Annotated in this window: 19 protein-coding genes and 5 tRNA genes; 9 read left to right on the plus strand and 15 right to left on the minus strand. The window is 58.7% G+C overall.

Annotation, left to right across the window (positions count from 1 at the left end; genetic code table 11):
* Window positions 1-33: 33 nt before the first annotated feature.
* Window positions 34-2,190 (minus strand): DUF1631 domain-containing protein, encoded by a 2,157-nt coding sequence (locus AC07V4_RS13795; RefSeq protein ID WP_492636801.1) that lies wholly within the window; start codon window positions 2,188-2,190, stop codon window positions 34-36.
* A 194-nt stretch (window positions 2,191-2,384) separates the two neighbouring features.
* On the opposite strand from AC07V4_RS13795, the gene nadC reads away from it, so the two are divergent.
* Complete coding sequence (nadC, locus tag AC07V4_RS13800) at window positions 2,385-3,233, plus strand: carboxylating nicotinate-nucleotide diphosphorylase (RefSeq protein ID WP_492636800.1); 849 nt, start codon at window positions 2,385-2,387, stop codon at window positions 3,231-3,233.
* A 45-nt stretch (window positions 3,234-3,278) separates the two neighbouring features.
* Here nadC and AC07V4_RS13805 read toward each other — a convergent pair whose 3' ends face one another.
* The 3 genes from AC07V4_RS13805 to AC07V4_RS13815 form a co-directional block, all read right to left on the minus strand.
* Window positions 3,279-3,584, minus strand: coding sequence for a DUF6388 family protein (locus tag AC07V4_RS13805; RefSeq protein WP_492636799.1), 306 nt, complete (start codon window positions 3,582-3,584; stop codon window positions 3,279-3,281).
* 125 nt (window positions 3,585-3,709) lie between these two features.
* Window positions 3,710-3,782 (minus strand) — tRNA-Thr (locus AC07V4_RS13810).
* Between the two features lie 64 nt (window positions 3,783-3,846).
* Window positions 3,847-4,260, minus strand: coding sequence for a pilin (locus AC07V4_RS13815; protein ID WP_492636965.1), 414 nt, complete (start codon window positions 4,258-4,260; stop codon window positions 3,847-3,849).
* A gap of 203 nt (window positions 4,261-4,463) precedes the next feature.
* Here AC07V4_RS13815 and AC07V4_RS13820 point away from each other — a divergent pair, with 203 nt between their 5' ends.
* Genes AC07V4_RS13820 through yacG form a run of 4 tightly spaced genes read left to right on the plus strand, consistent with a single transcriptional unit; the run spans window position 4,464 to window position 7,352 of the window.
* On the plus strand, window positions 4,464-5,672 hold the full coding sequence (locus tag AC07V4_RS13820) for a type II secretion system F family protein (RefSeq protein WP_492636798.1): 1,209 nt from the start codon (window positions 4,464-4,466) through the stop codon (window positions 5,670-5,672).
* The gene (locus AC07V4_RS13825) at window positions 5,669-6,535 is read left to right on the plus strand and encodes a prepilin peptidase (RefSeq protein WP_492636797.1); all 867 of its coding nucleotides are present in this window, start codon (window positions 5,669-5,671) and stop codon (window positions 6,533-6,535) included. The genes AC07V4_RS13820 and AC07V4_RS13825 overlap by 4 nt, the downstream gene beginning before the upstream one ends.
* A complete protein-coding gene (gene coaE, locus AC07V4_RS13830) occupies window positions 6,532-7,155 on the plus strand; it encodes a dephospho-CoA kinase (protein ID WP_492636796.1) in 624 nt (207 codons plus the stop codon). Before AC07V4_RS13825 ends, coaE begins: the two co-directional genes overlap by 4 nt.
* The gene (gene yacG, locus AC07V4_RS13835) at window positions 7,152-7,352 is read left to right on the plus strand and encodes a DNA gyrase inhibitor YacG (RefSeq protein WP_492636795.1); all 201 of its coding nucleotides are present in this window, start codon (window positions 7,152-7,154) and stop codon (window positions 7,350-7,352) included. Before coaE ends, yacG begins: the two co-directional genes overlap by 4 nt.
* Here yacG and AC07V4_RS13840 read toward each other — a convergent pair.
* Both AC07V4_RS13840 and AC07V4_RS13845 read right to left on the minus strand, forming a co-directional pair.
* A complete protein-coding gene (locus tag AC07V4_RS13840) occupies window positions 7,349-7,564 on the minus strand; it encodes a hypothetical protein (protein WP_003171680.1) in 216 nt (71 codons plus the stop codon). The two genes, yacG and AC07V4_RS13840, sit on opposite strands and share 4 nt — an antisense overlap.
* 65 nt (window positions 7,565-7,629) lie before the next feature.
* A complete protein-coding gene (locus tag AC07V4_RS13845) occupies window positions 7,630-8,319 on the minus strand; it encodes an energy-coupling factor ABC transporter permease (RefSeq protein WP_492636794.1) in 690 nt (229 codons plus the stop codon).
* Between the two features lie 129 nt (window positions 8,320-8,448).
* On the opposite strand from AC07V4_RS13845, the gene AC07V4_RS13850 reads away from it, so the two are divergent.
* The 3 genes from AC07V4_RS13850 to AC07V4_RS13860 all read left to right on the plus strand — a co-directional run bounded on the left by AC07V4_RS13850 (window position 8,449) and on the right by AC07V4_RS13860 (window position 10,701).
* Window positions 8,449-9,078, plus strand: coding sequence for a DUF1780 domain-containing protein (locus AC07V4_RS13850; protein WP_053254334.1), 630 nt, complete (start codon window positions 8,449-8,451; stop codon window positions 9,076-9,078).
* Between the two features lie 90 nt (window positions 9,079-9,168).
* The gene (locus tag AC07V4_RS13855) at window positions 9,169-9,342 is read left to right on the plus strand and encodes a DUF3094 family protein (RefSeq protein ID WP_090366854.1); all 174 of its coding nucleotides are present in this window, start codon (window positions 9,169-9,171) and stop codon (window positions 9,340-9,342) included.
* 60 nt (window positions 9,343-9,402) lie between these two features.
* The gene (locus tag AC07V4_RS13860) at window positions 9,403-10,701 is read left to right on the plus strand and encodes an NAD(P)/FAD-dependent oxidoreductase (protein WP_135307559.1); all 1,299 of its coding nucleotides are present in this window, start codon (window positions 9,403-9,405) and stop codon (window positions 10,699-10,701) included.
* Between the two features lie 50 nt (window positions 10,702-10,751).
* Here AC07V4_RS13860 and AC07V4_RS13865 read toward each other — a convergent pair whose 3' ends face one another.
* The 9 genes from AC07V4_RS13865 to rluD all read right to left on the minus strand — a co-directional run bounded on the left by AC07V4_RS13865 (window position 10,752) and on the right by rluD (window position 17,670).
* Window positions 10,752-11,639, minus strand: a complete 888-nt coding sequence (locus AC07V4_RS13865) for a LysR family transcriptional regulator (protein ID WP_492636793.1) — start codon at window positions 11,637-11,639, stop codon at window positions 10,752-10,754.
* Window positions 11,640-11,670: 31 nt separating this feature from the next.
* Window positions 11,671-12,405 carry a cysteine hydrolase family protein gene (locus AC07V4_RS13870; RefSeq protein ID WP_492636792.1) on the minus strand — a complete coding sequence of 245 codons (735 nt, stop codon included), beginning with the start codon at window positions 12,403-12,405 and terminating at the stop codon, window positions 11,671-11,673.
* Between the two features lie 165 nt (window positions 12,406-12,570).
* A tRNA-Pro gene (locus AC07V4_RS13875) sits at window positions 12,571-12,647 on the minus strand.
* 94 nt (window positions 12,648-12,741) lie between these two features.
* A tRNA-Lys gene (locus AC07V4_RS13880) sits at window positions 12,742-12,817 on the minus strand.
* A 5-nt stretch (window positions 12,818-12,822) separates the two neighbouring features.
* Window positions 12,823-12,899: transfer RNA gene (locus AC07V4_RS13885), tRNA-Pro, on the minus strand.
* Between the two features lie 10 nt (window positions 12,900-12,909).
* Window positions 12,910-12,985, minus strand: a tRNA-Asn gene (locus AC07V4_RS13890).
* A gap of 304 nt (window positions 12,986-13,289) precedes the next feature.
* A complete protein-coding gene (clpB, locus tag AC07V4_RS13895; protein WP_492636791.1) occupies window positions 13,290-15,854 on the minus strand; it encodes an ATP-dependent chaperone ClpB in 2,565 nt (854 codons plus the stop codon).
* A 131-nt stretch (window positions 15,855-15,985) separates the two neighbouring features.
* Entirely contained in the window at window positions 15,986-16,711 is a 726-nt protein-coding gene (pgeF, locus tag AC07V4_RS13900; RefSeq protein WP_492636790.1) for a peptidoglycan editing factor PgeF, read from the minus strand.
* Window positions 16,708-17,670, minus strand: a complete 963-nt coding sequence (rluD, locus tag AC07V4_RS13905; protein ID WP_105697438.1) for a 23S rRNA pseudouridine(1911/1915/1917) synthase RluD — start codon at window positions 17,668-17,670, stop codon at window positions 16,708-16,710. The genes pgeF and rluD overlap by 4 nt, the downstream gene beginning before the upstream one ends.
* A gap of 149 nt (window positions 17,671-17,819) precedes the next feature.
* Here rluD and AC07V4_RS13910 point away from each other — a divergent pair, with 149 nt between their 5' ends.
* Complete coding sequence (locus tag AC07V4_RS13910) at window positions 17,820-18,845, plus strand: outer membrane protein assembly factor BamD (RefSeq protein ID WP_431750270.1); 1,026 nt, start codon at window positions 17,820-17,822, stop codon at window positions 18,843-18,845.

Genomic DNA, 18,845 nt, shown 5'->3' on the forward strand with positions numbered 1-18,845 from the left:
ACCAGTATGCCGCGTTCCACCCTGCGGTTGCGATCACTTGCCGCGATTGAGTTGACGCAGGTTGCCGATCACCGAAGCCAATGCACGATCGAACAGCAAGCCCCCGTCCAGCGTGCGCAGCACGCCCTGCTTGAAGGCCATGGCCAATTGCAGAGCACTCTTCTCCATGACTTTGAGTCCGGTACGGCTGACAAAAATGTAGGTATTGGCCGGCGGTATGATCACCGTCAGCTTGCAGCGCAGGGTGGTGCTTGCGTCAGCCTGGAACTCGAACCAAGTACCAGTCCGCAACTGGTAGACCTTAAGCAAGTCCGGGTCATCATTCGCCAAGGTCACGACCGGATCAACCCCACCTGAACCGAGTACAAAGGGCTCACGTACTTCGATCAGCTTATCGAGCCCCTCGCCACCGAATGACTGCACATGCATGGCTTGCAACCGATCAAAGAATTCACGGGTGCTGAAGGGGTCGAACGCCGCACTGGTCAGGCCGTCGCGCAATGCCTTGAGCAGCCCGGGCAACTGTTCCAACAGGTGACGGCCAGCCTCGGTGTCTTTTTGCAGACCCACGCTCCAGATCAGTTCATCCATGGTGCGCAGCCCAGCCTGCCATTGCACCGACTGCTCACCATGCTTGAGATTGGCCAGCAACAGCACTTGGCTCCACGCTTGTTGGATAAACTGCACCACCGCCTGGGGCAACACCTTGCCCAGCAATCGCCGGTTGAGCACATCGGCCACACGCTGGCGAGCGGCTTGCGCGCGTACACGTCCTTCTTCGGCGACATGGGTGTGCTGTTCAAGCAGTTCGCTGCGACACCGCTCATCCGAGGTAAACGCGGTGAACTGCGCGAGCAACTCGGAAAAAATCGTCATGTCGTCAACAAAGTCATTCAGCAGACGCTGCACCACCTGCTCGATATGCAGGTAAAGGCTGTCGCGCTGATAGTCCTCCCGTGGGCTCCAGCCCATGGCGGCAGCGGCAACTTCATTGAGCAGACGCCGCGCAGGATGACTGGCACGGCTGAAAAAGCTCTTGTCCAACACCGCCACTTTCAACATCGGAATCTGCAAGCGGCCGATCAATGCCTTGAAGGCATCAGGCACGGTGCGGTCACTGAGGATGTATTCGAACAGCAGCGCAACCAGGTTGATCACATCCTCGTCGGCATCCTCCACCACGCGGGACTTGCCGCTCTTGACGCTGACCCGGGTCAATAGCTGTTCAAGTTGGTTACGCAGGTCAAAATCGTCCTCGGACTCAGGCTCGGGTACGTATTGTTGCAAATGGGAAAGCAGGCGTAGCAAGTCGCGCGTAGCAATCGGTTGCGGCTCGGCGCTGGCCTCCAGGGTGGGAGAAACGCTGCCACGGACGGCCGCCAGCAGTTTCTGCAAAGCGGCGAAGGCCTCGCCACCGCTATCGTCGGACGCAGGCTCCGCGGACGGCGAACTCGCCTCACGCTGATGGTCGCGGGATGCACGCCCACCTGGGCGGCGAGACGGAACGACCTTGAGTTCCGGTAGTACTCCAGTGGCGATCAACAGCTGATTCGCTTCGCCATACAGCAGGTCGGCGTCACTGAGCACGTATTTCTCAAAGAGCTTGAGCATGATCAGCTTGACGCGAATTTCCACGCCCAAGCTGCGTCCAGCTTGCAAAAAAAACTCACACAGCAATGCCGGGCCCAACGGGTTTTCACCTTCATCCAGGTGCCGGCCTAACAAGGTGCCCAGGCGCGCCGTCAGTTGCCCAAGTGCCAGGCCGTCGCGGTGGCGCACCCGGCCCAACATGGCCTCCAGCGCCACAGCCTTTTCCAGTTCGTCACTGGAGGTGCAGGAGCCGGCCTCGTACGACATCACCGGTACCAAGTGCGCCTCACTACGCCCCGCCTGGCCCAGATCGGCAAAGGCTACAAACAGCTGTTCCATGAACCCGCGCTCGAAATTCTTGCGCTTGAGGCGCAGATCGCGCATGGCTTCAAAAAAAATGTGATGGTCGGCGTTACTGCGAGCCTTGTCAGCCATCTCGAACAAGGTGTCGTCTGCGTTATCGAACAGCTCCTGCAGCCCTTGTTGCAACTGTTGCGCGGCCTTGTCACGTACCTGCAGCAACACCACCGGCAGACGCGCGAGCGGCGATGGCGTGGCCTGTGCCTTGTTGATAGGCACCACCTTTCCGTCATTGTGCATCCTGGCCTCCTGAAACGGCGGTGTTGATCACCAAGACGTCAAAGCTATGACGCCAATTGCAAGGCGCGAGATTATCTTGCAAATGAGGGCAGTTGCGCCAGCAAACTCTGTCATTACGAGGTAAATGAGGGGTGAGCCTGGGTTCGGCCGCCCACTGCCTCTATAATCCAGGCACTTTGTTTGTGGAGCCTGTTATGCCGAATCTCCGTCTTGCCGACCTCACCGCCGAAATCGAAGCCAACGTGCGCCGAGCACTCCTGGAAGACATCGGCAGTGGCGATATCACTGCGCAGTTGATCCCGGCCGAACGGCTGGCCAAGGCCACGATCATTACCCGTGATGCGGCGGTTATCGCCGGTACCGCCTGGGTGGACGCGGTATTCCGCCAACTCGACCCGCGCGTCGCCGTGCATTGGCAGGTAGCCGACGGTGAACGTGTGGCCCCCAACCAGCCGCTGTTTCACCTCGAAGGCCCGGCGCGTTCACTGCTCAGCGGTGAACGTTGCGCGCTGAACTTTCTGCAAATGCTGTCAGGCGTGGCCACGCGGGCTCAGTACTTGGCGGATTTTGTCGCCAGTACCCAGGTCAAGCTGCTGGACACCCGCAAAACCTTGCCGGGTCTGCGCCTGGCGCAGAAGTACGCCGTCACTTGCGGGGGTTGCCACAACCACCGCATCGGTCTGTATGACGCGTTCCTGATCAAGGAAAACCATATCGCTGCGTGTGGCGGCATTGCCCAGGCCATTACCGCCGCCCACAAAATTGCCCCGGGCAAGCCGGTGGAGATCGAAGTGGAAAGCCTGGAAGAACTGCGTGAAGCACTGGCAGCGGGTGCCGACATCATCATGCTCGACGAGTTGAGCCTGGATGACATGCGTGAAGCCGTACGTCTGAACGCCGGCAAAGCCAAGCTGGAAGCCAGCGGTGGAATCAATGAAAGCACCCTGCTGCCCATTGCGGAAACCGGGGTGGACTACATCTCCATCGGCGCGATGACCAAGGATGTGAAGGCGGTGGATTTGTCGATGCGCCTGAGCATCTGACTGAAATGCACATGTAGTGAGCGGGCAAGCCCGCTCACTACACCGTCAGACGACGAGATCATTCATCTCGCAATACTCTTCCCATTCGACACCCAGCACCTCGGCCGCCTCTTTGTGCAGGGCCAGCCGTACGGCTTCGAACTCTTCCGGTGTAGAGGTGTATTTGAGGGTCAGCTCCCAAGGCTGGTAACCCTGGCTTTCGGCCTCGTCCTCGAATGCCCACTGGATCTGGTCGCGCTGGTCATCAGCACTCAAGTCCTTGATCTCTTGTTTAAGCTGCGGCGATTCCTCGAGGTACTTTTCGAGCGCTGCCTGGTGCCGAACTTCCTGGGTCATCTCAGTCGTGGTCATGTTGTTCTCTTAGATCGAGGAATGGGGATGCATCTGGGTCATCAAGGTTGCGCAGATAAATTCTGGCCTTCAGAACCATTCTGGGATCATCTGAAAACGTTGCCTTTGAAACAGTGGTGCCTTTTTGCCCGAGACAGGAATCGAACCTGCGACCTTCGCGTTACGAGTGCGCTGCTCTACCGGCTGAGCTACACGGGCGGTGGGCTAAAGCTAGCACCGCATTGGGCATGCGGCAACTAACTGGCCCACCGCCCAGCAGCCGTTATGCGCCGCCGGCGCCGCAGCCCTTGACGACATATTGCGCGTCAGCCGTGGTGGCACACGTCCAGCCTGTGGTGGCACTGCGCGTCAGAGTGATGGTCTTGCCCAGCACGGGTGCAGGTGCATCGAGGATTTCACAGCTGATGGAACCGGCACCAGTGGCCACATCACCTGCCACGTCGATCTTGCAGTTGGCGGTAGGACTGGTGCCACCGACCAATGACAGGGTCGGGACAGTGCCCTGGTTGATCACGTCTTCGTAACCTGCCTTCAGCGCCGAGATTTCAGCCAGGCCCGCCGTGAACTTGGCCTTGGCCTGGTGCTTGGTGTACATGGGCAAACCGATGGTTGCCAAAATGCCGATGATTGCCACGACGATCAGCAACTCGATCAAGGTAAAACCTTTCTGACGCATCACATTCACTCTCCAGAGATAGAACCCAAGACAAGGCGCTTCCTGCGCCCCGTAATTTGCAGCGGCGCCAGTGTACTCATCCACGAGCGGGCAATCGCGTGCAAGACGCACATTCTGACATTTTATCGCCCACCACCCCCATGCCCGAATCCGTCACCTGACTAAGCTATAAAGCTTCCACTACCTGTGTGCGGAACCGTAACATGAACGACGCTTCGACGATCTACGCCTGGGAAGGCATCAACCGCAAAGGACGCAGGGTGACCGGAAAAACGTCTGGCCATGACCTTGCTCTGATCAAGGCGCAACTGCGCCAACAGGGCATCTGCCCCGGCCGCGTGCGCAAGCAGCATCTAGGTTTTCCCACGTTCACTCATACGATAAAACCCGCTGATATCGCGCTGTTCACTCGCCAGTTGGCGACGCTGCTCCAGGCCGGCATCCCCTTGTTGCAAGCGTTCGACATCATCCGCGAAGGCGTCGAGAACCGACAGTTGGCCGAGTTGGCCAAGGGGCTGAAACACGAAATTTCCGCCGGCAACAGCCTGACTGCCGCACTGCGTAAACACCCACGCTACTTCGATGACCTGTATTGCAACCTGATTGCCGCCGGCGAACAAGCCGGCGCCCTGGAAACCCTACTGGAGCGAGTGGCAATCCACCTGGAGAAAAGCCAACGGCTCAAGGCCAGAATCAAGAAAGCCATGACCTACCCGATCACGGTAATGGTGGTTGCCAGCCTGGTCAGCGCGGTGTTGCTGATCCATGTGGTGCCGCAGTTCCAGAGCCTCTTTGCGGGTGTCGATGGCCAGTTACCCGGCTTTACCTTGTGGGTCATTTCCCTGTCCGAATTCCTGCAGCACGCCTGGTGGTTTGTGGCCCTGGCCATGGGCACAGCGATTGCCGGGCTACGTCTGGCCTACCGGACTTCCCCTAGCTTTCGTCACGGGCTGGAAGCGGGTTTGTTGAAACTGCCCTTGGCAGGCACACTGCTGAAGAAGTCCGCCATCGCCCGCTATGCCCGCACACTCTCGACTACATTTGCAGCAGGCGTGCCCCTGGTGCAGGCATTGAGTTCGGCAACCGGCGCCGTCGGCATTGGCCCATTCAAACAGGCAATCGAGCGTATGCGCCACGATGTATCCGCAGGTATGCAACTGAATCACTCCATGGCCACCAGCGGCTTGTTTCCCGGCATGGCGATCCAGATGACAGCAATCGGTGAAGAGTCTGGCACCCTGGATGGCATGCTGGAAAAAGTCGCGAGCCATTACGAGGCCGATGTGGACCACTTGGTCGATAACCTCACCACCCTGATGGAGCCGCTGATCATGGTGGTGCTGGGTGGCATTGTCGGAGCGCTGGTTATCGCTATGTACCTGCCGGTCTTCCAATTGGGGAGCGCATTTTGAGCGTGCTGTTCACTGAGCTTCCATGGACTTTTGTCGCGATGGCGCTGGTGCTGGGCCTGATCGTCGGCAGCTTCCTCAATGTACTGGTATGGCGTCTGCCAAAGATGCTCGAACGGGAATGGCGTGCCCAGGCGCACGAAATCCTCGGCCTGCCCATCGTGCCTGTCGGGCCCACCTACAACCTGATGCGCCCCAACTCCTGCTGCCCACATTGCAACCAACCGATTCGCCCCTGGGAAAATATCCCGCTGCTCAGCTATCTGATGCTCCGGGGGCGTTGTGCTCATTGTCGCGAGCCCATCAGCCCCCGTTATCCTTTTACCGAACTGACCTGCGCACTGGTTTCGGCCGCCATTGCCTGGCACTTCGGCTTTGGTTGGCAGGCCGGCGCAGTGATGGTGCTGAGTTGGGGGTTGCTGGCCATGAGCCTGATCGATGTGGACCATCAACTGCTGCCGGACGTGCTGGTGTTGCCGCTGCTATGGCTGGGGCTGATCCTTAACAGCGCTGCCTTGCTCACGACACTACCCGATGCACTGTGGGGCGCAATCATTGGCTACATGAGTCTGTGGACGGTGTTCTGGCTGTTCAAGCTGATCACCGGCAAGGACGGCATGGGCCATGGCGACTTTAAGTTACTGGCCCTGCTCGGTGCCTGGGGAGGTTGGCAGATTCTGCCAATGACGCTGCTGATGGCATCGCTACTGGGAGTGTTTGCCGGGCTGATTCTGATGCGTTTGCGCAAGTCCCAGGTCTCGACGCCGATGCCATTTGGTCCATGCCTGGCGATTGCCGGCTGGATTGCATTGCTCTGGGGTGGTCAAATAACCGACTTCTATTTGCAGTCTGTCGGTTTCAGATGACCACTTCTGTCGCAACACCCTGGATTCTTGGCCTCACTGGCGGCATCGGCAGCGGTAAAAGCGCTGCCGCCCAGCACTTTATCGACCTGGGCATCGACCTGGTCGACGCCGATCATGCCGCACGCTGGGTCGTCGAGCCCGGCCGGCCGGCACTGGCGCGCATCACCGAGCATTTCGGTGCCGGCGTGCTGCTGCCCGATGGCCAATTGGATCGCGCTGCGTTGCGCAAACTGATCTTTGAAGTGCCCGAGGAGCGCCGCTGGTTGGAAGCTTTGCTGCACCCACTGATTGGCGAGGAGATTCGCAGCCACTTGGCACGTGCGCAATCGCCTTACGCGATCCTGGTGTCGCCATTGCTGATCGAATCCGGGCAATACAGCATGACCCAGCGCATCCTGGTGATCGACGTGCCGCAATCGCTGCAGATTCAGCGTACCCTGCAGCGCGACGGCATCAACGAACAACAGGTGCAAGCGATTCTCAAGGCCCAGTCCAGCCGCGAAGACCGCCTGAACCATGCCGATGACGTACTGGTCAATGACCAAGACCTCGCCTGGCTGCACAGCGAGGTCGAGCGACTGCACCACTTTTACCTTACTTTGCGTGGAGGCCGATCATGAGCCAACCCTTGACCGTCGACTGCCCAACCTGCGGTGCACCCGTGGAATGGGTCGCGACCAACCCCAACCGGCCGTTCTGTTCGGACCGCTGCAAACTCATCGACCTGGGCGCCTGGGCAGCGGAAGAACACAAGATTCCCGTCGCTCCGGATGCCGAAGACGAGCTGTTCTCCGAAGACCTGCCGCCACGTCACTAAGGCCGCATAAAAGCATATTCCTGCTGGTCGTCGAGGTTCTCTGCAAGGTATTGCAGCTCGTCGGCCAAGTCTTCGAAACTGCGCACACCCTTGCTCTGCTGTACCACCGCACTGAGCATGGCACGCAGGGTCAAGCCCGGGTCAAAACCGATTTCCTGCGCCGCGTCCTGGCTTCTGCGCAACTCCTGCCGTGCCCACTCATACACACTCATGATCCGTGCTCCTGGAAAATTTCGCAGAGCATGGGCCTGCCTGGGTGGCCGAGATTTGATCTGGATCAATGCTGCGGATCGTCATCCTTCCAAGGCGCCGAGAGGTAGCGGGTTCGGTTGAAGGTCTCCAACCATTCCGGACTGAACACCACCAAGGCACTGATCACCATGCCGTTGATAAACGCCTCGGGGAAGATGATCAGCCAGAGATAACCGACGAAGTCTTCCAGCCATTCCGGCATCGCGAAACGGCCGTCGAACCACAACAGGCACAGCGCGACCAGCAGACAGAGCAACGCCGACAGCGCAGCAGCGAAAAAACCGGAGCAGAAAATATACACAAAGGGATTTCGCGGTCGTGCTCGCTCCACCAACAGCGCGCAGCCTTCGGTAACCAGCACCGGCAGCACGATCAACAACAAGCCGTTGACCCCCACGGCGGCCAGATCCTGACGCCCGAGCAACACCAGGCCCATTTGCGCGGCAAGCCCACCGATGATTGCCAGGGGCCAGTCAAGCAACAGGGTCACGGCGGTCATGCCGATAAAGTGATAGGAGACTCCCGTATCGAAATCCCGCCGCACCAACCACAGCATGAACAGCGCAAACACCGTGCCGAACAGCAAATGCTGGCGCCGTCGGTCGGCAAACAACTCGACCCAGGGCGAACGCAGGATTGCCCAGAGCACCAAAGGCGCAAACAACAACCAACCGATGCCGAGGGTGGCCGGTGCCAATACCGCCGCGCTGATCATGGGAGCCTCCCCCTTGCAAAAAACCTCATGGCACACCTCGTTCCTGGAGCCATTTTTCAATGGCCAGTCTACACCGGCGTTTTAAAGCAAGACTTCCTGTGGTCATCGTTTGGACGCTAAGCTGCAAGCATGGATGACTCAGATTATTTGCGCCTGCTCACGGTAGCGGCCGAACAAGCCAATGCGTTCTTGTCCAATGCCCGCAAATGGGAGCGTGAGCGTTGGGTCTGCCAGCGCCTGCTGCAAGGCTTGAATGTGCCCTATCGAGCCGAAGAGTTTCACCCCGCCGGGCAGGAGCCGCCGGACGTATTGTTTCGCGATGCCAGTTTCGAGGTTTTTTTTGTTCTGGATGAAGGCCGGCGCCTGAACGACGAATGGCGCGATGAACTGCTGCGCCGACGCAGTGCGTTTTCCCTGAGCCAACTGGTACGACGCGAGGCCAAGCCGCGACGCATTCCCGCCCATGAATTTCTGCTGCGCCTGGCCCCCACCCTGCGCAAGAAAGCCCATAACTACAAAGAACGCGGCATGGACCTCGGCGAGCTGGACCTGATCGCTTTCACCAGTCTCAAGCGTGAAGTCCTGGACCTCAACAGCCACTTCCCGCCGCCCACCGAATACTTGCGCCAGGGCTGGCGTTCGCTGTCGTTGGTGGGACCGACCTTTGCCCGGGTGCTGTTCGCCCACCCGGATGCACCGGACTTCTTGCGCAACAACTTGGGCCGCAGCATAGTATTCGACGTAGGCATCAGCCTGTGACTCGGGCACAGGCTACGCTTGTGGCAATGCCGCCATTCCACTGACTGTAACGCGGTGCCCTTTTGCAACGTCTACCTGACGAGGCCTTTTATGACCAGCCGCCTGAACCCCGATGACCAACAGCATGTCGAAGAGTACCTGCAACTCTCCCAGAACCAAGTCGAGCGCAAGCCTTTCAGGCCATGGCTGCTCCTTGGTGTGGTGCTGGTGGCGGTGATCGGGCTCGGTTTGCTGAGCCGCCTTTTGAGTTACCTGACGCTATGAGCTGCGTGGCGCTCGCGAGGGTAACTGCTCCGATTTCTTTTAGCCTTGCGAGATATCCCCATGACCCATCGTATTATTATCGTCGGCGGCGGCGCCGGCGGCCTGGAGTTGGCTACCCGCCTGGGTAAGACTCTGGGCAAGCGCGGCACCGCCAGCATCACGTTGGTAGACGCCAACCTGACCCATATCTGGAAACCGCTGCTGCACGAAGTGGCTGCCGGCTCGCTGAACTCATCGGAAGACGAACTCAATTATGTCGCCCAGGCCAAATGGAACCACTTCGAGTTCCAACTGGGACGCATGAGCGGGCTTGACCGTGAGCAGAAAAAAATCCAGCTGGCTGCCACCCTCGATGAAGAAGGTCGTGAGCTGGTGCCCGCGCGGGTATTGGGTTACGACAGCCTGGTGATCGCAGTGGGCAGCACCACCAATGATTTCGGCACCGAAGGCGCCGCACAACACTGCCTGTTCCTCGACACCCGCAAGCAGGCCGAGCGCTTCCATCAGCAGCTGCTCAACCACTACCTGCGTGCTCATGCCGGCCAGACCGATGTGGAAGAAAAAATCAGCGTCGCCATCGTCGGCGCTGGCGCCACCGGGGTTGAACTGGCCGCCGAGCTGCACAACGCAGCCCATGAACTGGCGGCCTACGGTCTGGATCGCATCAAGCCGGAAAACATGCACATCACCCTGATCGAAGCTGGGCCACGGGTATTGCCCGCACTGCCGGAGCGGATCGGCGGGCCTGTGCACAAAACCCTGGAGAAACTCGGGGTAACCGTGCTGACCAACTCAGCAGTCAGCGAAGTGACAGCGGACGCCCTGATCACCAGCAGTGGTCAGGTGATCCCGGCCAGCCTGAAGGTGTGGGCCGCGGGTATTCGCGCCCCCGGTTTCCTCAAGGACATTGATGGCCTGGAAACCAACCGCATCAACCAACTGCAAGTACTGCCGACGCTGCAAACCACCCGCGACGAAAATATCTTCGCCTTCGGCGACTGCGCCGCTTGCCCGCAACCAGGCACCGACCGCAATGTGCCACCACGGGCCCAGGCAGCTCACCAGCAGGCCTCGTTGCTGGCCAAGTCGCTTAAGCTGCGAATCGAAGGCAAAGATCTGCCCAGCTACAAGTACACCGATTACGGCTCGCTGATCTCGCTGTCGCGATTCTCGGCTGTGGGTAACTTGATGGGCAACCTGACCGGCAGCGTGATGCTCGAAGGTTGGCTGGCGCGAATGTTCTACGTGTCGCTGTACCGCATGCACCAGATGGCGTTGTACGGTTTCTTCCGCACGGCAATGCTGATGCTGGGCAGCAAGATCGGACGTGGCACCGAGCCTAGGCTCAAGCTGCACTGATTGACTTAACGGCAGCGAAAAAATCCCCCTATCGAATGGTAGGGGGATTTTTATTGGGTGGCGTAAAACTCAGCCATATGATCGACGAACGCCCGCACCTTTGGTGCCAGGTGTCGGGACTGTGGATAAAGGGCGTAGTAGTGCCGCTCACCTAATGAATAATTGGGCAGGATGGGCACCAATTGGCCCAGCGCCAAGTCATTGCGCACCGTGGCCTGGGTGAAACATGCAATACCAGCCCCTGCCAACGTCGCCGCGTGCAGCGCACTGATGGTATTGCTCCTGAACCGCCCCGATGGCGTGACCTTGGCTGCCTCACCGCGTGCCGGGCTCAACACCCAATCCGACGATGCACCAATGAATGTCAACAGGCGGTGCTTGTCGAGCTCCTGGGCTGAGCGCGGCAAACCATGACGGCCGATGTAAGCCGGCGACGCGACCAGGACCTGCCTGGAAACCGTCAACGTGCGCGCCATCAAGGTTGTGTCCGCCAGGGCGCTGGCAATACGTATTGCGACGTCAAACCCTTCAGCGACCAGATCGACGAATTGATCATCACAGTGCAGCTCAAGCTCAATGTCGGGATAGCGTCGCTGAAAACCCGGCAGCCAGTGCGATAGATCCAGCGTCCCCACTACCAGCGGAACACTGACCCGCAACAAGCCTTCCGGGCGCTGATGCCCCTGGGCGACAGCCTGGGAAGCCGCCTCGATGCGATCAAGAATATCGACGCACGCGGCGTAGTACTGCTCCCCAACCGAGGTCAGGCTGAAACGCCGCGTGTTGCGATTGATCAGTTGGGCGCCCAATTCAATTTCCAGCTGCTGCAACTGTCGGGAAATCGTCGAATGCGTGGTGTCCAGGCGTTCTGCGGCGGCAGAAAAACCCTTGGCTTCAACGATGCACCGAAAGGCGCGCATGGCGGATAACTGGTTCATGAATCAGGCGATCCCAGGCTGGTCAGGAGAATCAGTTAACCGGCAAAGCAATGATTTGCGAAGTGGTCAGTACCGAGCCGAAGGTATCTTCGATCTCAGCCAGCGCCGCGTTGTGCAACTCATCCTTGCTCACCGTACGGCCATCGACACGGGTGATCGCCCGAGTAGCGGTGGCATCGGATGCTACCACAACGTCATAACCCAACGGTGCGGCGTCCCGAGCGGCGCCGGCGACACAGGCGTGAGTCATCAGGCCCGTGATGATCAGCGTCTTGACACCTGCCTGCTTCAATTGGGCATCCAGGTTGGTGCTGGCAAACACGCTGACGGTGGTTTTCTGAACAACCTTATCTTGTGGGCGTGGCTTCATCAGCGGATGAAAATCGACTGTCTTGCCATTAGTGGCGAATACAGCAGCGCCGTCCGGGGAAATATGCTGCACGTTGATGACCTGGATGTGCTCCTTGTCGGCGAACTTGATCAGACGCTGGGTGTTTTCCAGGGCTTTCATGCCATCGGGGATCGGCATACGGCCAGTGAAGTATTCATTCTGGAAGTCAATTACCAGCAAGGCGGTGGTTTTCGGGTCCAGTCGACCGATGGGTTCGGCGCCCGACATGGCGCGAATGGTCGGGTGTGAGTTCGCAGCAGGTTCAGCGGCGACTGCAAATTGGCCGAGGCCCATCATCATGCCCAAGCCAATAAGCGTGTGCTTGAACAATGAAGGCAACGTGCGAGCGGGTTGAGCAGCAAGGGTATAGGTCATGATGCGAATTCCTGTAGAGGTAGGTGAGTGACGAAGCCCAGTCTAGGGAGCTGTAATCAGCAGACCAACGCACCAATCAGCACAATATCTGTTTGGAATTTGCACAAGTACCGTTAAAAAAGGCAAAAAAAATCCCCGTATCTTTCGATACGAGGATTTTTAATATGGTCGGGGTAAGGGGATTCGAACTCCTGACATCCTGCTCCCAAAGCAGGCGCGCTACCGGACTGCGCTATACCCCGGTAAAAAAAAGGCGACCTTTCAGTCGCCTTCTTCGATCAGTGCTTTTGGCCTCTGATCTTAAGATTCGATTCCAGCGTTAACTGGTTTCAAAAATGGTGGGTCGTGTGGGATTCGAACCTACGACCAATTGGTTAAAAGCCAACTGCTCTACCAACTGAGCTAACGACCCAAATATGGTCGGGGTAGGGGGATTCGAACTCCCGACATCCTGCTCCCAAAGCAGGCGCGCTACCGGACTGCGCTATACCCCGATTTTGAAATTGGCTCCGTGACCAGGACTCGAACCTGGGACCCAATGATTAACAGTCATTTGCTCTACCGACTGAGCTATCACGGAACTACATATCTCAAATGTGCAACTTTTACTGCGATGTTACTTTCTCTTCGATCTGTCCGTATCGCTACGTTCATGTCTCTGAGGCGCGCTATTCTACAATCTTAAAAACCCCTGTCAACCCTTTAAATTGCTTTTAAGACAATGATTTGCGCTTGTTTCTGATTTCTTCTTGGGGAGAAGAAACCCGTGGGCTGACGTTGCTGCGGGGCGCACTTTACAAGCCTTTTCCTTACAGTTCAACGCCCTATCGAAAAAAAAAGGCCCTGCAATGCAGGGCCTTCTTTTATTACGCCAATAACTGGGTTCAGTGGAAGACGATTTCGTCGTTTTCCACAACCGCCTCGACGCGGGTGCCAGGCATAAAGCTGCCCGACAGGATCAACTGCGCCAGCGGGTTTTCGATCCAACGCTGGATCGCACGCTTCAGAGGCCGTGCGCCATACACTGGGTCGTAACCGACCGCGATCAGCTTGTCCAACGCCTCGCTGCTCAGCACCAAGTCCAGCTCACGCTCAGCCAGACGGCCACGCAGGCGACCCAACTGAATCTCGGTGATGCCCGCGATCTGATCCCGTGCCAGAGGCTCGAAGATCACCACTTCGTCGACCCGGTTGATAAATTCCGGACGGAAATGGCTGGTCAACGCGTCCATAACCGCGGCACGTTGCGCTTCACGATCACCCACCAACTCCTGGATCTGCGCCGAGCCCAGGTTGGAAGTCATCACAATCACCGTATTACGGAAGTCCACGGTACGCCCGTGGCTGTCCGTCAGACGGCCATCTTCCAGCACTTGCAACAGGATGTTGAACACATCCGGGTGCGCCTTCTCGACCTCATCCAGCAGGATCACCGAGTAAGGCTTGCGCCGTACGGCTTCGGTCAGGTAACCGCCCTCTTCGTAGCCCACATAACCTGGTGGAGCGCCGATCAAGCGTGCCACCGAGTGCTTCTCCATGAACTCGGACATATCGATCCGCACCATCGCCTCTTCGGTATCGAAGAGGAACTCGGCCAGCGCCTTGCACAACTCGGTCTTACCCACACCGGTCGGGCCGAGGAACATGAACGAGCCGCTCGGACGGTTCGGATCGGACAAACCTGCCCGGGAACGCCGCACTGCGTTGGACACTGCCACAACCGCTTCTTCCTGGCCGATGACACGCTGATGCAACAGGCTTTCCATCTTCAGCAGCTTGTCGCGTTCGCCTTCGAGCATTTTCGACACCGGAATGCCAGTCCACTTCGAGACGACTTCGGCAATTTCTTCCTCGGTCACCTTGCTGCGCAGCAACTGGTTTTCGCTGTGTCCATGCTGGTCGACCATCTGCAGGCTGCGTTCCAGGTCCGGGATCACCCCGTACTGCAACTCGGCCATGCGGTTCAGGTCGCCTTTACGGCGTGCAGCTTCCAGTTCCTGGCGGGACTGCTCGATTTTTTGCTGGATCTGCGCAGAACCCTGTACTTCGGCTTTTTCCGAGGTCCAGATTTCTTCCAGGTCCGAATACTCACGCTCCAGGCGGACGATTTCTTCCTGGAGTTTTTCCAGGCGTTTTTTCGCCGCGTCGTCCTCTTCTTTCTTCAGGGCCTGGGACTCAACCTTCAGTTGAATCAGGCGCCGATCCAGGCGGTCGAGCACTTCCGGCTTGGAGTCGATCTCCATGCGGATGCGGCTGGCCGCTTCGTCGATCAAGTCGATGGCCTTGTCGGGCAATTGACGGTCGGTGATATAGCGGTGGCTCAACTTGGCCGCCGCAATGATCGCACCGTCAGTAATGGCCACCTTATGGTGGACCTCATAACGCTCTTTCAGGCCCCGCAGGATCGCGATGGTGTCTTCTTCACTCGGCTCTTCCACAAGCACTTTCTGAAAACGACGCTCAAGGGCCGCGTCCTTTTCAATATATTGACGATACTCGTTGAGCGTAGTTGCACCGACGCAATGCAACTCACCCCGAGCCAAGGCCGGCTTGAGCATGTTGCCGGCATCCATGGAGCCTTCGCCTTTACCGGCGCCAACCATGGTGTGCAGTTCGTCGATAAACAGAATGATCTGCCCTTCCTGCTTCGACAGCTCGTTCAGCAGGGATTTCAGGCGTTCTTCGAACTCGCCACGGAACTTGGCACCGGCAATCAGCGACCCCATGTCCAGGGACAGCAGGCGTTTGCCTTTGAGGCCGTCCGGCACTTCACCATTGATGATGCGCTGGGCCAGGCCCTCGGCAATCGCGGTTTTACCCACGCCAGGCTCACCGATCAACACCGGGTTGTTCTTCGTGCGACGCTGCAGGACCTGGATGGTGCGGCGAATTTCATCGTCACGGCCGATCACCGGATCAAGCTTGCCTTCTTCGGCGCGCTTGGTCAGGTCGACGGTGTATTTATCCAGTGCTTGGCGCGACTCCTCATGGTTAGGGTCGTTCACCGCGTCACCGCCACGCAGGTTGTTGATGGCGTTCTCCAGGGCTTTCTTGCTCACGCCCTGGCCGAGCAACAACTTGCCGAGCTTGCTGTTCTCGTCCATCGCGGCGAGCAGCACCAACTCACTGGAGATGAACTGGTCGCCTTTTTGCTGGGCTAGACGGTCTGCCTGGTTGAGCAGGCGCGCCAGATCCTGCGACATGTTCACGTCGCCGGTAGGATTTTGGATTTTCGGCAGTTGGTCGAGCTCTTTGCTCAACTCCTTGCGCAGGCTGTTGACGTCGAAGCCCACCTGCATCAACAAGGGCTTGATAGAACCGCCTTGCTGTTCCAGGAGCGCCTGCATCAAGTGCGCCGGTTCAATGGCCGGGTGGTCTAGGCCCACCGCCAAGGATTGAGAGTCAGACAATGCCAACTGCAATTTGCTGGTTAAACGATCAATACGCATTAGTCACCTTCCTTTTGAGCAGGCCGGAGCTATGAAAACATCCTGATTGAAGAAACCTGCCAGATACCCTTATAGATGGGGTGGATTCTGGGAGTTTCAAGCGTCGGGCAGTTGACCCAAGTCAGAAGAGTCTAGCGGTCAAGCCAGATAAGGGAGGCAAACCGACCAGTGCGCGGGCTGCGGCGGTAAGAAAAGAAGCGTGGATCGTTCACGGTACAGAAACCACCGCCATAAACAGCAGTGACACCGCGTGCGGCAAGGCGCAAGCGCGCCAGCTTATAGATGTCGGCCATGAACTTGCCCGGATTGCGGCTGGGCAAAAAGGCTTCAGCGGTGATGGGCAATTGCTGCATAAAGGCTTCACGCACTTCCGGGCCAACTTCAAAGGCCTGTGGGCCAATAGCCGGGCCGAGCCAGACCAGAACCTCGCCAGGTTCGGCATCCAGACTTTCGAACGCCGCCTCCAGCACCCCTGCCGCCAAGCCACGCCAACCGGCATGGGCCGCCGCGACACGAGTACCGGCGCGGTTGCAGAACAACACAGGCAGGCAGTCAGCAGTCATTGAGGTGCAGGCAATGCCCGGAGTACTGGTCCAACTGCCATCGGCCTCAACGATTCGGCTTGGATCAGCCTCTACCACGCTCACCCCGTGAACTTGGCGCAGCCAGGCCGGCTGGATATCAAAGGCATCGGTGAGACGACGACGGTTTTCAAGCACCGCCTCAAGGCAGTCCTCGACATGATCGCCCAGGTTGAGGCTATCGAACGGCGCCAGGCTGACGCCGCCCGCACGGGTGGTGACGCAGGCTTTTACCCGAGCCGGCGCGGGCCAGTCAGGAATCAGCCAGTCACTCATCCGATAAACGCCTCGCGGTCTTGCTTGAGCAGCGACAACAACCAGACCAAGTCGTCTGGCAGAGGCGATTCCCAGCTCATGCGCTTACCGCTCGTCGGATGGTCCAGCTCCAGGAAGCGTGCATGCAGCGCCTGGCGCGGGAAGTTCTTCAACGACTCGACCATGGTCGCACTGGCCGCCGGTGGAATACGGAAGCGACCACCGTAGGCAGGATCTCCGACCAACGGGAAGTTGATGTGGGCCATGTGCACGCGAATCTGGTGGGTACGGCCGGTTTCCAGCTTGACCCGCACGTGGGTGTGGGAGCGGAAACGCTCGAGCACACGATAGTGGCTCACGGCCTGCTTGCCGCCTTCCATCACCGCCATGCGCTGGCGCTGCTGGCCGTGGCGGCCGATTGGGGCGTTGATCTTGCCACCCGCCACCACGACGCCGATCACGATGCACTCGTAGATCCGGCTGACGCTGCGGCTCTGCAACTGTGTGACCAACTGCGTCTGCGCCTGAATGGTCTTGGCCACCACCATCAAGCCGGTGGTGTCCTTGTCCAGACGGTGCACGATACCGCAGCGCGGGACATTGATGATGTCCGGCACGTGGTGCAACAGGGCATTGAGCAAGGTGCCATCAGCGTGCCCGGCTGCCGGGTGAACCACCAGGCCTGCGGGTTTGTTGATGACCAGGATGTCATCGTCTTCATAGACGATATCCAGCTCGATGTCCTGGGCAACCCATTCTCCCTGGGCTTCCTGCTCGGCAGTCAGCTCAAGAATCGCACCGCCATGGACTATGTCTCGCGGGCGGATAACCGCTCCATCCACAGTCAGGCGGCCGTCTTTGATCCAGGCGGAAAGGCGCGAGCGCGAGTGCTCAGCGAATAATTGTGCGGCGACTTGATCGAGGCGTTGGCCGCCCAATTCGGACGGCACCTCTGCGCGAAGTTCAATTTTATCGGACATGCTCAGACTAGGCGTGGCACAGCCTTTGGTTTCGGCTGCGCGCTTGTGGTTAAATACGGCGTCTTTTGCCCCGAGGCTTTCAACGGGGCGCTCATCATAACAGGACGGCCCCGCCCAAGACAGCGGCCGTCATAGGGACGCAAGCCGCCATGCAAGTGAAACACCTGCTGCTGATCGCCATCCTCGCCATGACTGCTGCTTGCTCGTCAACAAAGGACGTCGTCGACGAAAACCTGAGCGAAGTCGAGCTTTACCAGCAAGCTCAGAAAGACTTGGACAATAATAGCTACACCAGCGCCACAGCCAAGCTGAAGGCCCTGGAGTCGCGCTATCCGTTCGGACGCTACGCCGACCAGGCCCAGCTCGAACTGATCTACGCCAACTACAAGAACGCCGAGCCGGAAGCTGCCAAGTCCGCCGCCGAGCGTTTTATCCGCCTGCACCCCCAGCACCCGAACGTGGACTACGCCTACTACATGAAGGGCCTGACCTCGTTCGACCAGGACGTGGGCCTGCTGGCGCGCTTCCTGCCGCTGGACATGACCAAGCGTGATCCGGGTGCCGCCCGCGACTCCTACAACGAGTTCGCCCAGCTGACCAGCCGCTACCCCAACAGCCGCTATGCGCCGGATGCCAAGCAACGCATGATCTACCTGCGTAACCTGCTGGCTTCCTACGAGATCCACGTGGCCCACTACTACCTGACCCGTCAGGCATACGTGGCCGCCGCCAACCGTGGCCGCTACGTAGTGGAAAACTTCCAGGAAACCCCATCCGTGGGTGACGGCCTGGCCGTGATGACCGAGGCTTACCAGCGCCTGCACCTGGACGCTCTGGCGAGCACCAGCCTGGAAACCCTGAAGCTCAACTACCCGGATCACCCAAGCTTGAAAGACGGCCAGTTCGTGCCTCAGGTCGCCGAAGCGGATAACCGTTCGTGGCTGAGCAAGTACACCTTGGGCTTGATCGAATCCCGTCCACCACTGCCACCAGGCGAAACCCGCGCCAACCAGGACGTGATGAAGCAGTTCCAGGACGCGAAAGAAGCCATTCCTTCGGAACTCAAGCCTCACGACGAAAACGGCGATGTGATCGAAGAGCAGGCACCACAGGCCCTCGGCAACAACGAAGACCGTTCGTGGTTCAGCTACATGACCTTCGGCATCTTCGACTGA

Source organism: Pseudomonas sp. GW821-FHT03A09, assembly GCF_059421065.1.

Excerpts from the sequence above, each read along its gene's own strand:
- AC07V4_RS13795 (WP_492636801.1), bottom strand. The coding sequence starts at position 2,190 with ATGCACAATGACGGAAAGGTGGTGCCTATCAACAAGGCACAGGCCACG.
- nadC (WP_492636800.1), top strand. The coding sequence starts at position 2,385 with ATGCCGAATCTCCGTCTTGCCGACCTCACCGCCGAAATCGAAGCCAAC.
- AC07V4_RS13805 (WP_492636799.1), bottom strand. The coding sequence starts at position 3,584 with ATGACCACGACTGAGATGACCCAGGAAGTTCGGCACCAGGCAGCGCTC.
- AC07V4_RS13815 (WP_492636965.1), bottom strand. The coding sequence starts at position 4,260 with ATGCGTCAGAAAGGTTTTACCTTGATCGAGTTGCTGATCGTCGTGGCA.
- AC07V4_RS13820 (WP_492636798.1), top strand. The coding sequence starts at position 4,464 with ATGAACGACGCTTCGACGATCTACGCCTGGGAAGGCATCAACCGCAAA.
- coaE (WP_492636796.1), top strand. The coding sequence starts at position 6,532 with ATGACCACTTCTGTCGCAACACCCTGGATTCTTGGCCTCACTGGCGGC.
- yacG (WP_492636795.1), top strand. The coding sequence starts at position 7,152 with ATGAGCCAACCCTTGACCGTCGACTGCCCAACCTGCGGTGCACCCGTG.
- AC07V4_RS13840 (WP_003171680.1), bottom strand. The coding sequence starts at position 7,564 with ATGAGTGTGTATGAGTGGGCACGGCAGGAGTTGCGCAGAAGCCAGGAC.
- AC07V4_RS13845 (WP_492636794.1), bottom strand. The coding sequence starts at position 8,319 with ATGATCAGCGCGGCGGTATTGGCACCGGCCACCCTCGGCATCGGTTGG.
- AC07V4_RS13850 (WP_053254334.1), top strand. The coding sequence starts at position 8,449 with ATGGATGACTCAGATTATTTGCGCCTGCTCACGGTAGCGGCCGAACAA.
- AC07V4_RS13855 (WP_090366854.1), top strand. The coding sequence starts at position 9,169 with ATGACCAGCCGCCTGAACCCCGATGACCAACAGCATGTCGAAGAGTAC.
- AC07V4_RS13860 (WP_135307559.1), top strand. The coding sequence starts at position 9,403 with ATGACCCATCGTATTATTATCGTCGGCGGCGGCGCCGGCGGCCTGGAG.
- AC07V4_RS13865 (WP_492636793.1), bottom strand. The coding sequence starts at position 11,639 with ATGAACCAGTTATCCGCCATGCGCGCCTTTCGGTGCATCGTTGAAGCC.
- AC07V4_RS13870 (WP_492636792.1), bottom strand. The coding sequence starts at position 12,405 with ATGACCTATACCCTTGCTGCTCAACCCGCTCGCACGTTGCCTTCATTG.
- clpB (WP_492636791.1), bottom strand. The coding sequence starts at position 15,854 with ATGCGTATTGATCGTTTAACCAGCAAATTGCAGTTGGCATTGTCTGAC.
- pgeF (WP_492636790.1), bottom strand. The coding sequence starts at position 16,711 with ATGAGTGACTGGCTGATTCCTGACTGGCCCGCGCCGGCTCGGGTAAAA.
- rluD (WP_105697438.1), bottom strand. The coding sequence starts at position 17,670 with ATGTCCGATAAAATTGAACTTCGCGCAGAGGTGCCGTCCGAATTGGGC.
- AC07V4_RS13910 (WP_431750270.1), top strand. The coding sequence starts at position 17,820 with ATGCAAGTGAAACACCTGCTGCTGATCGCCATCCTCGCCATGACTGCT.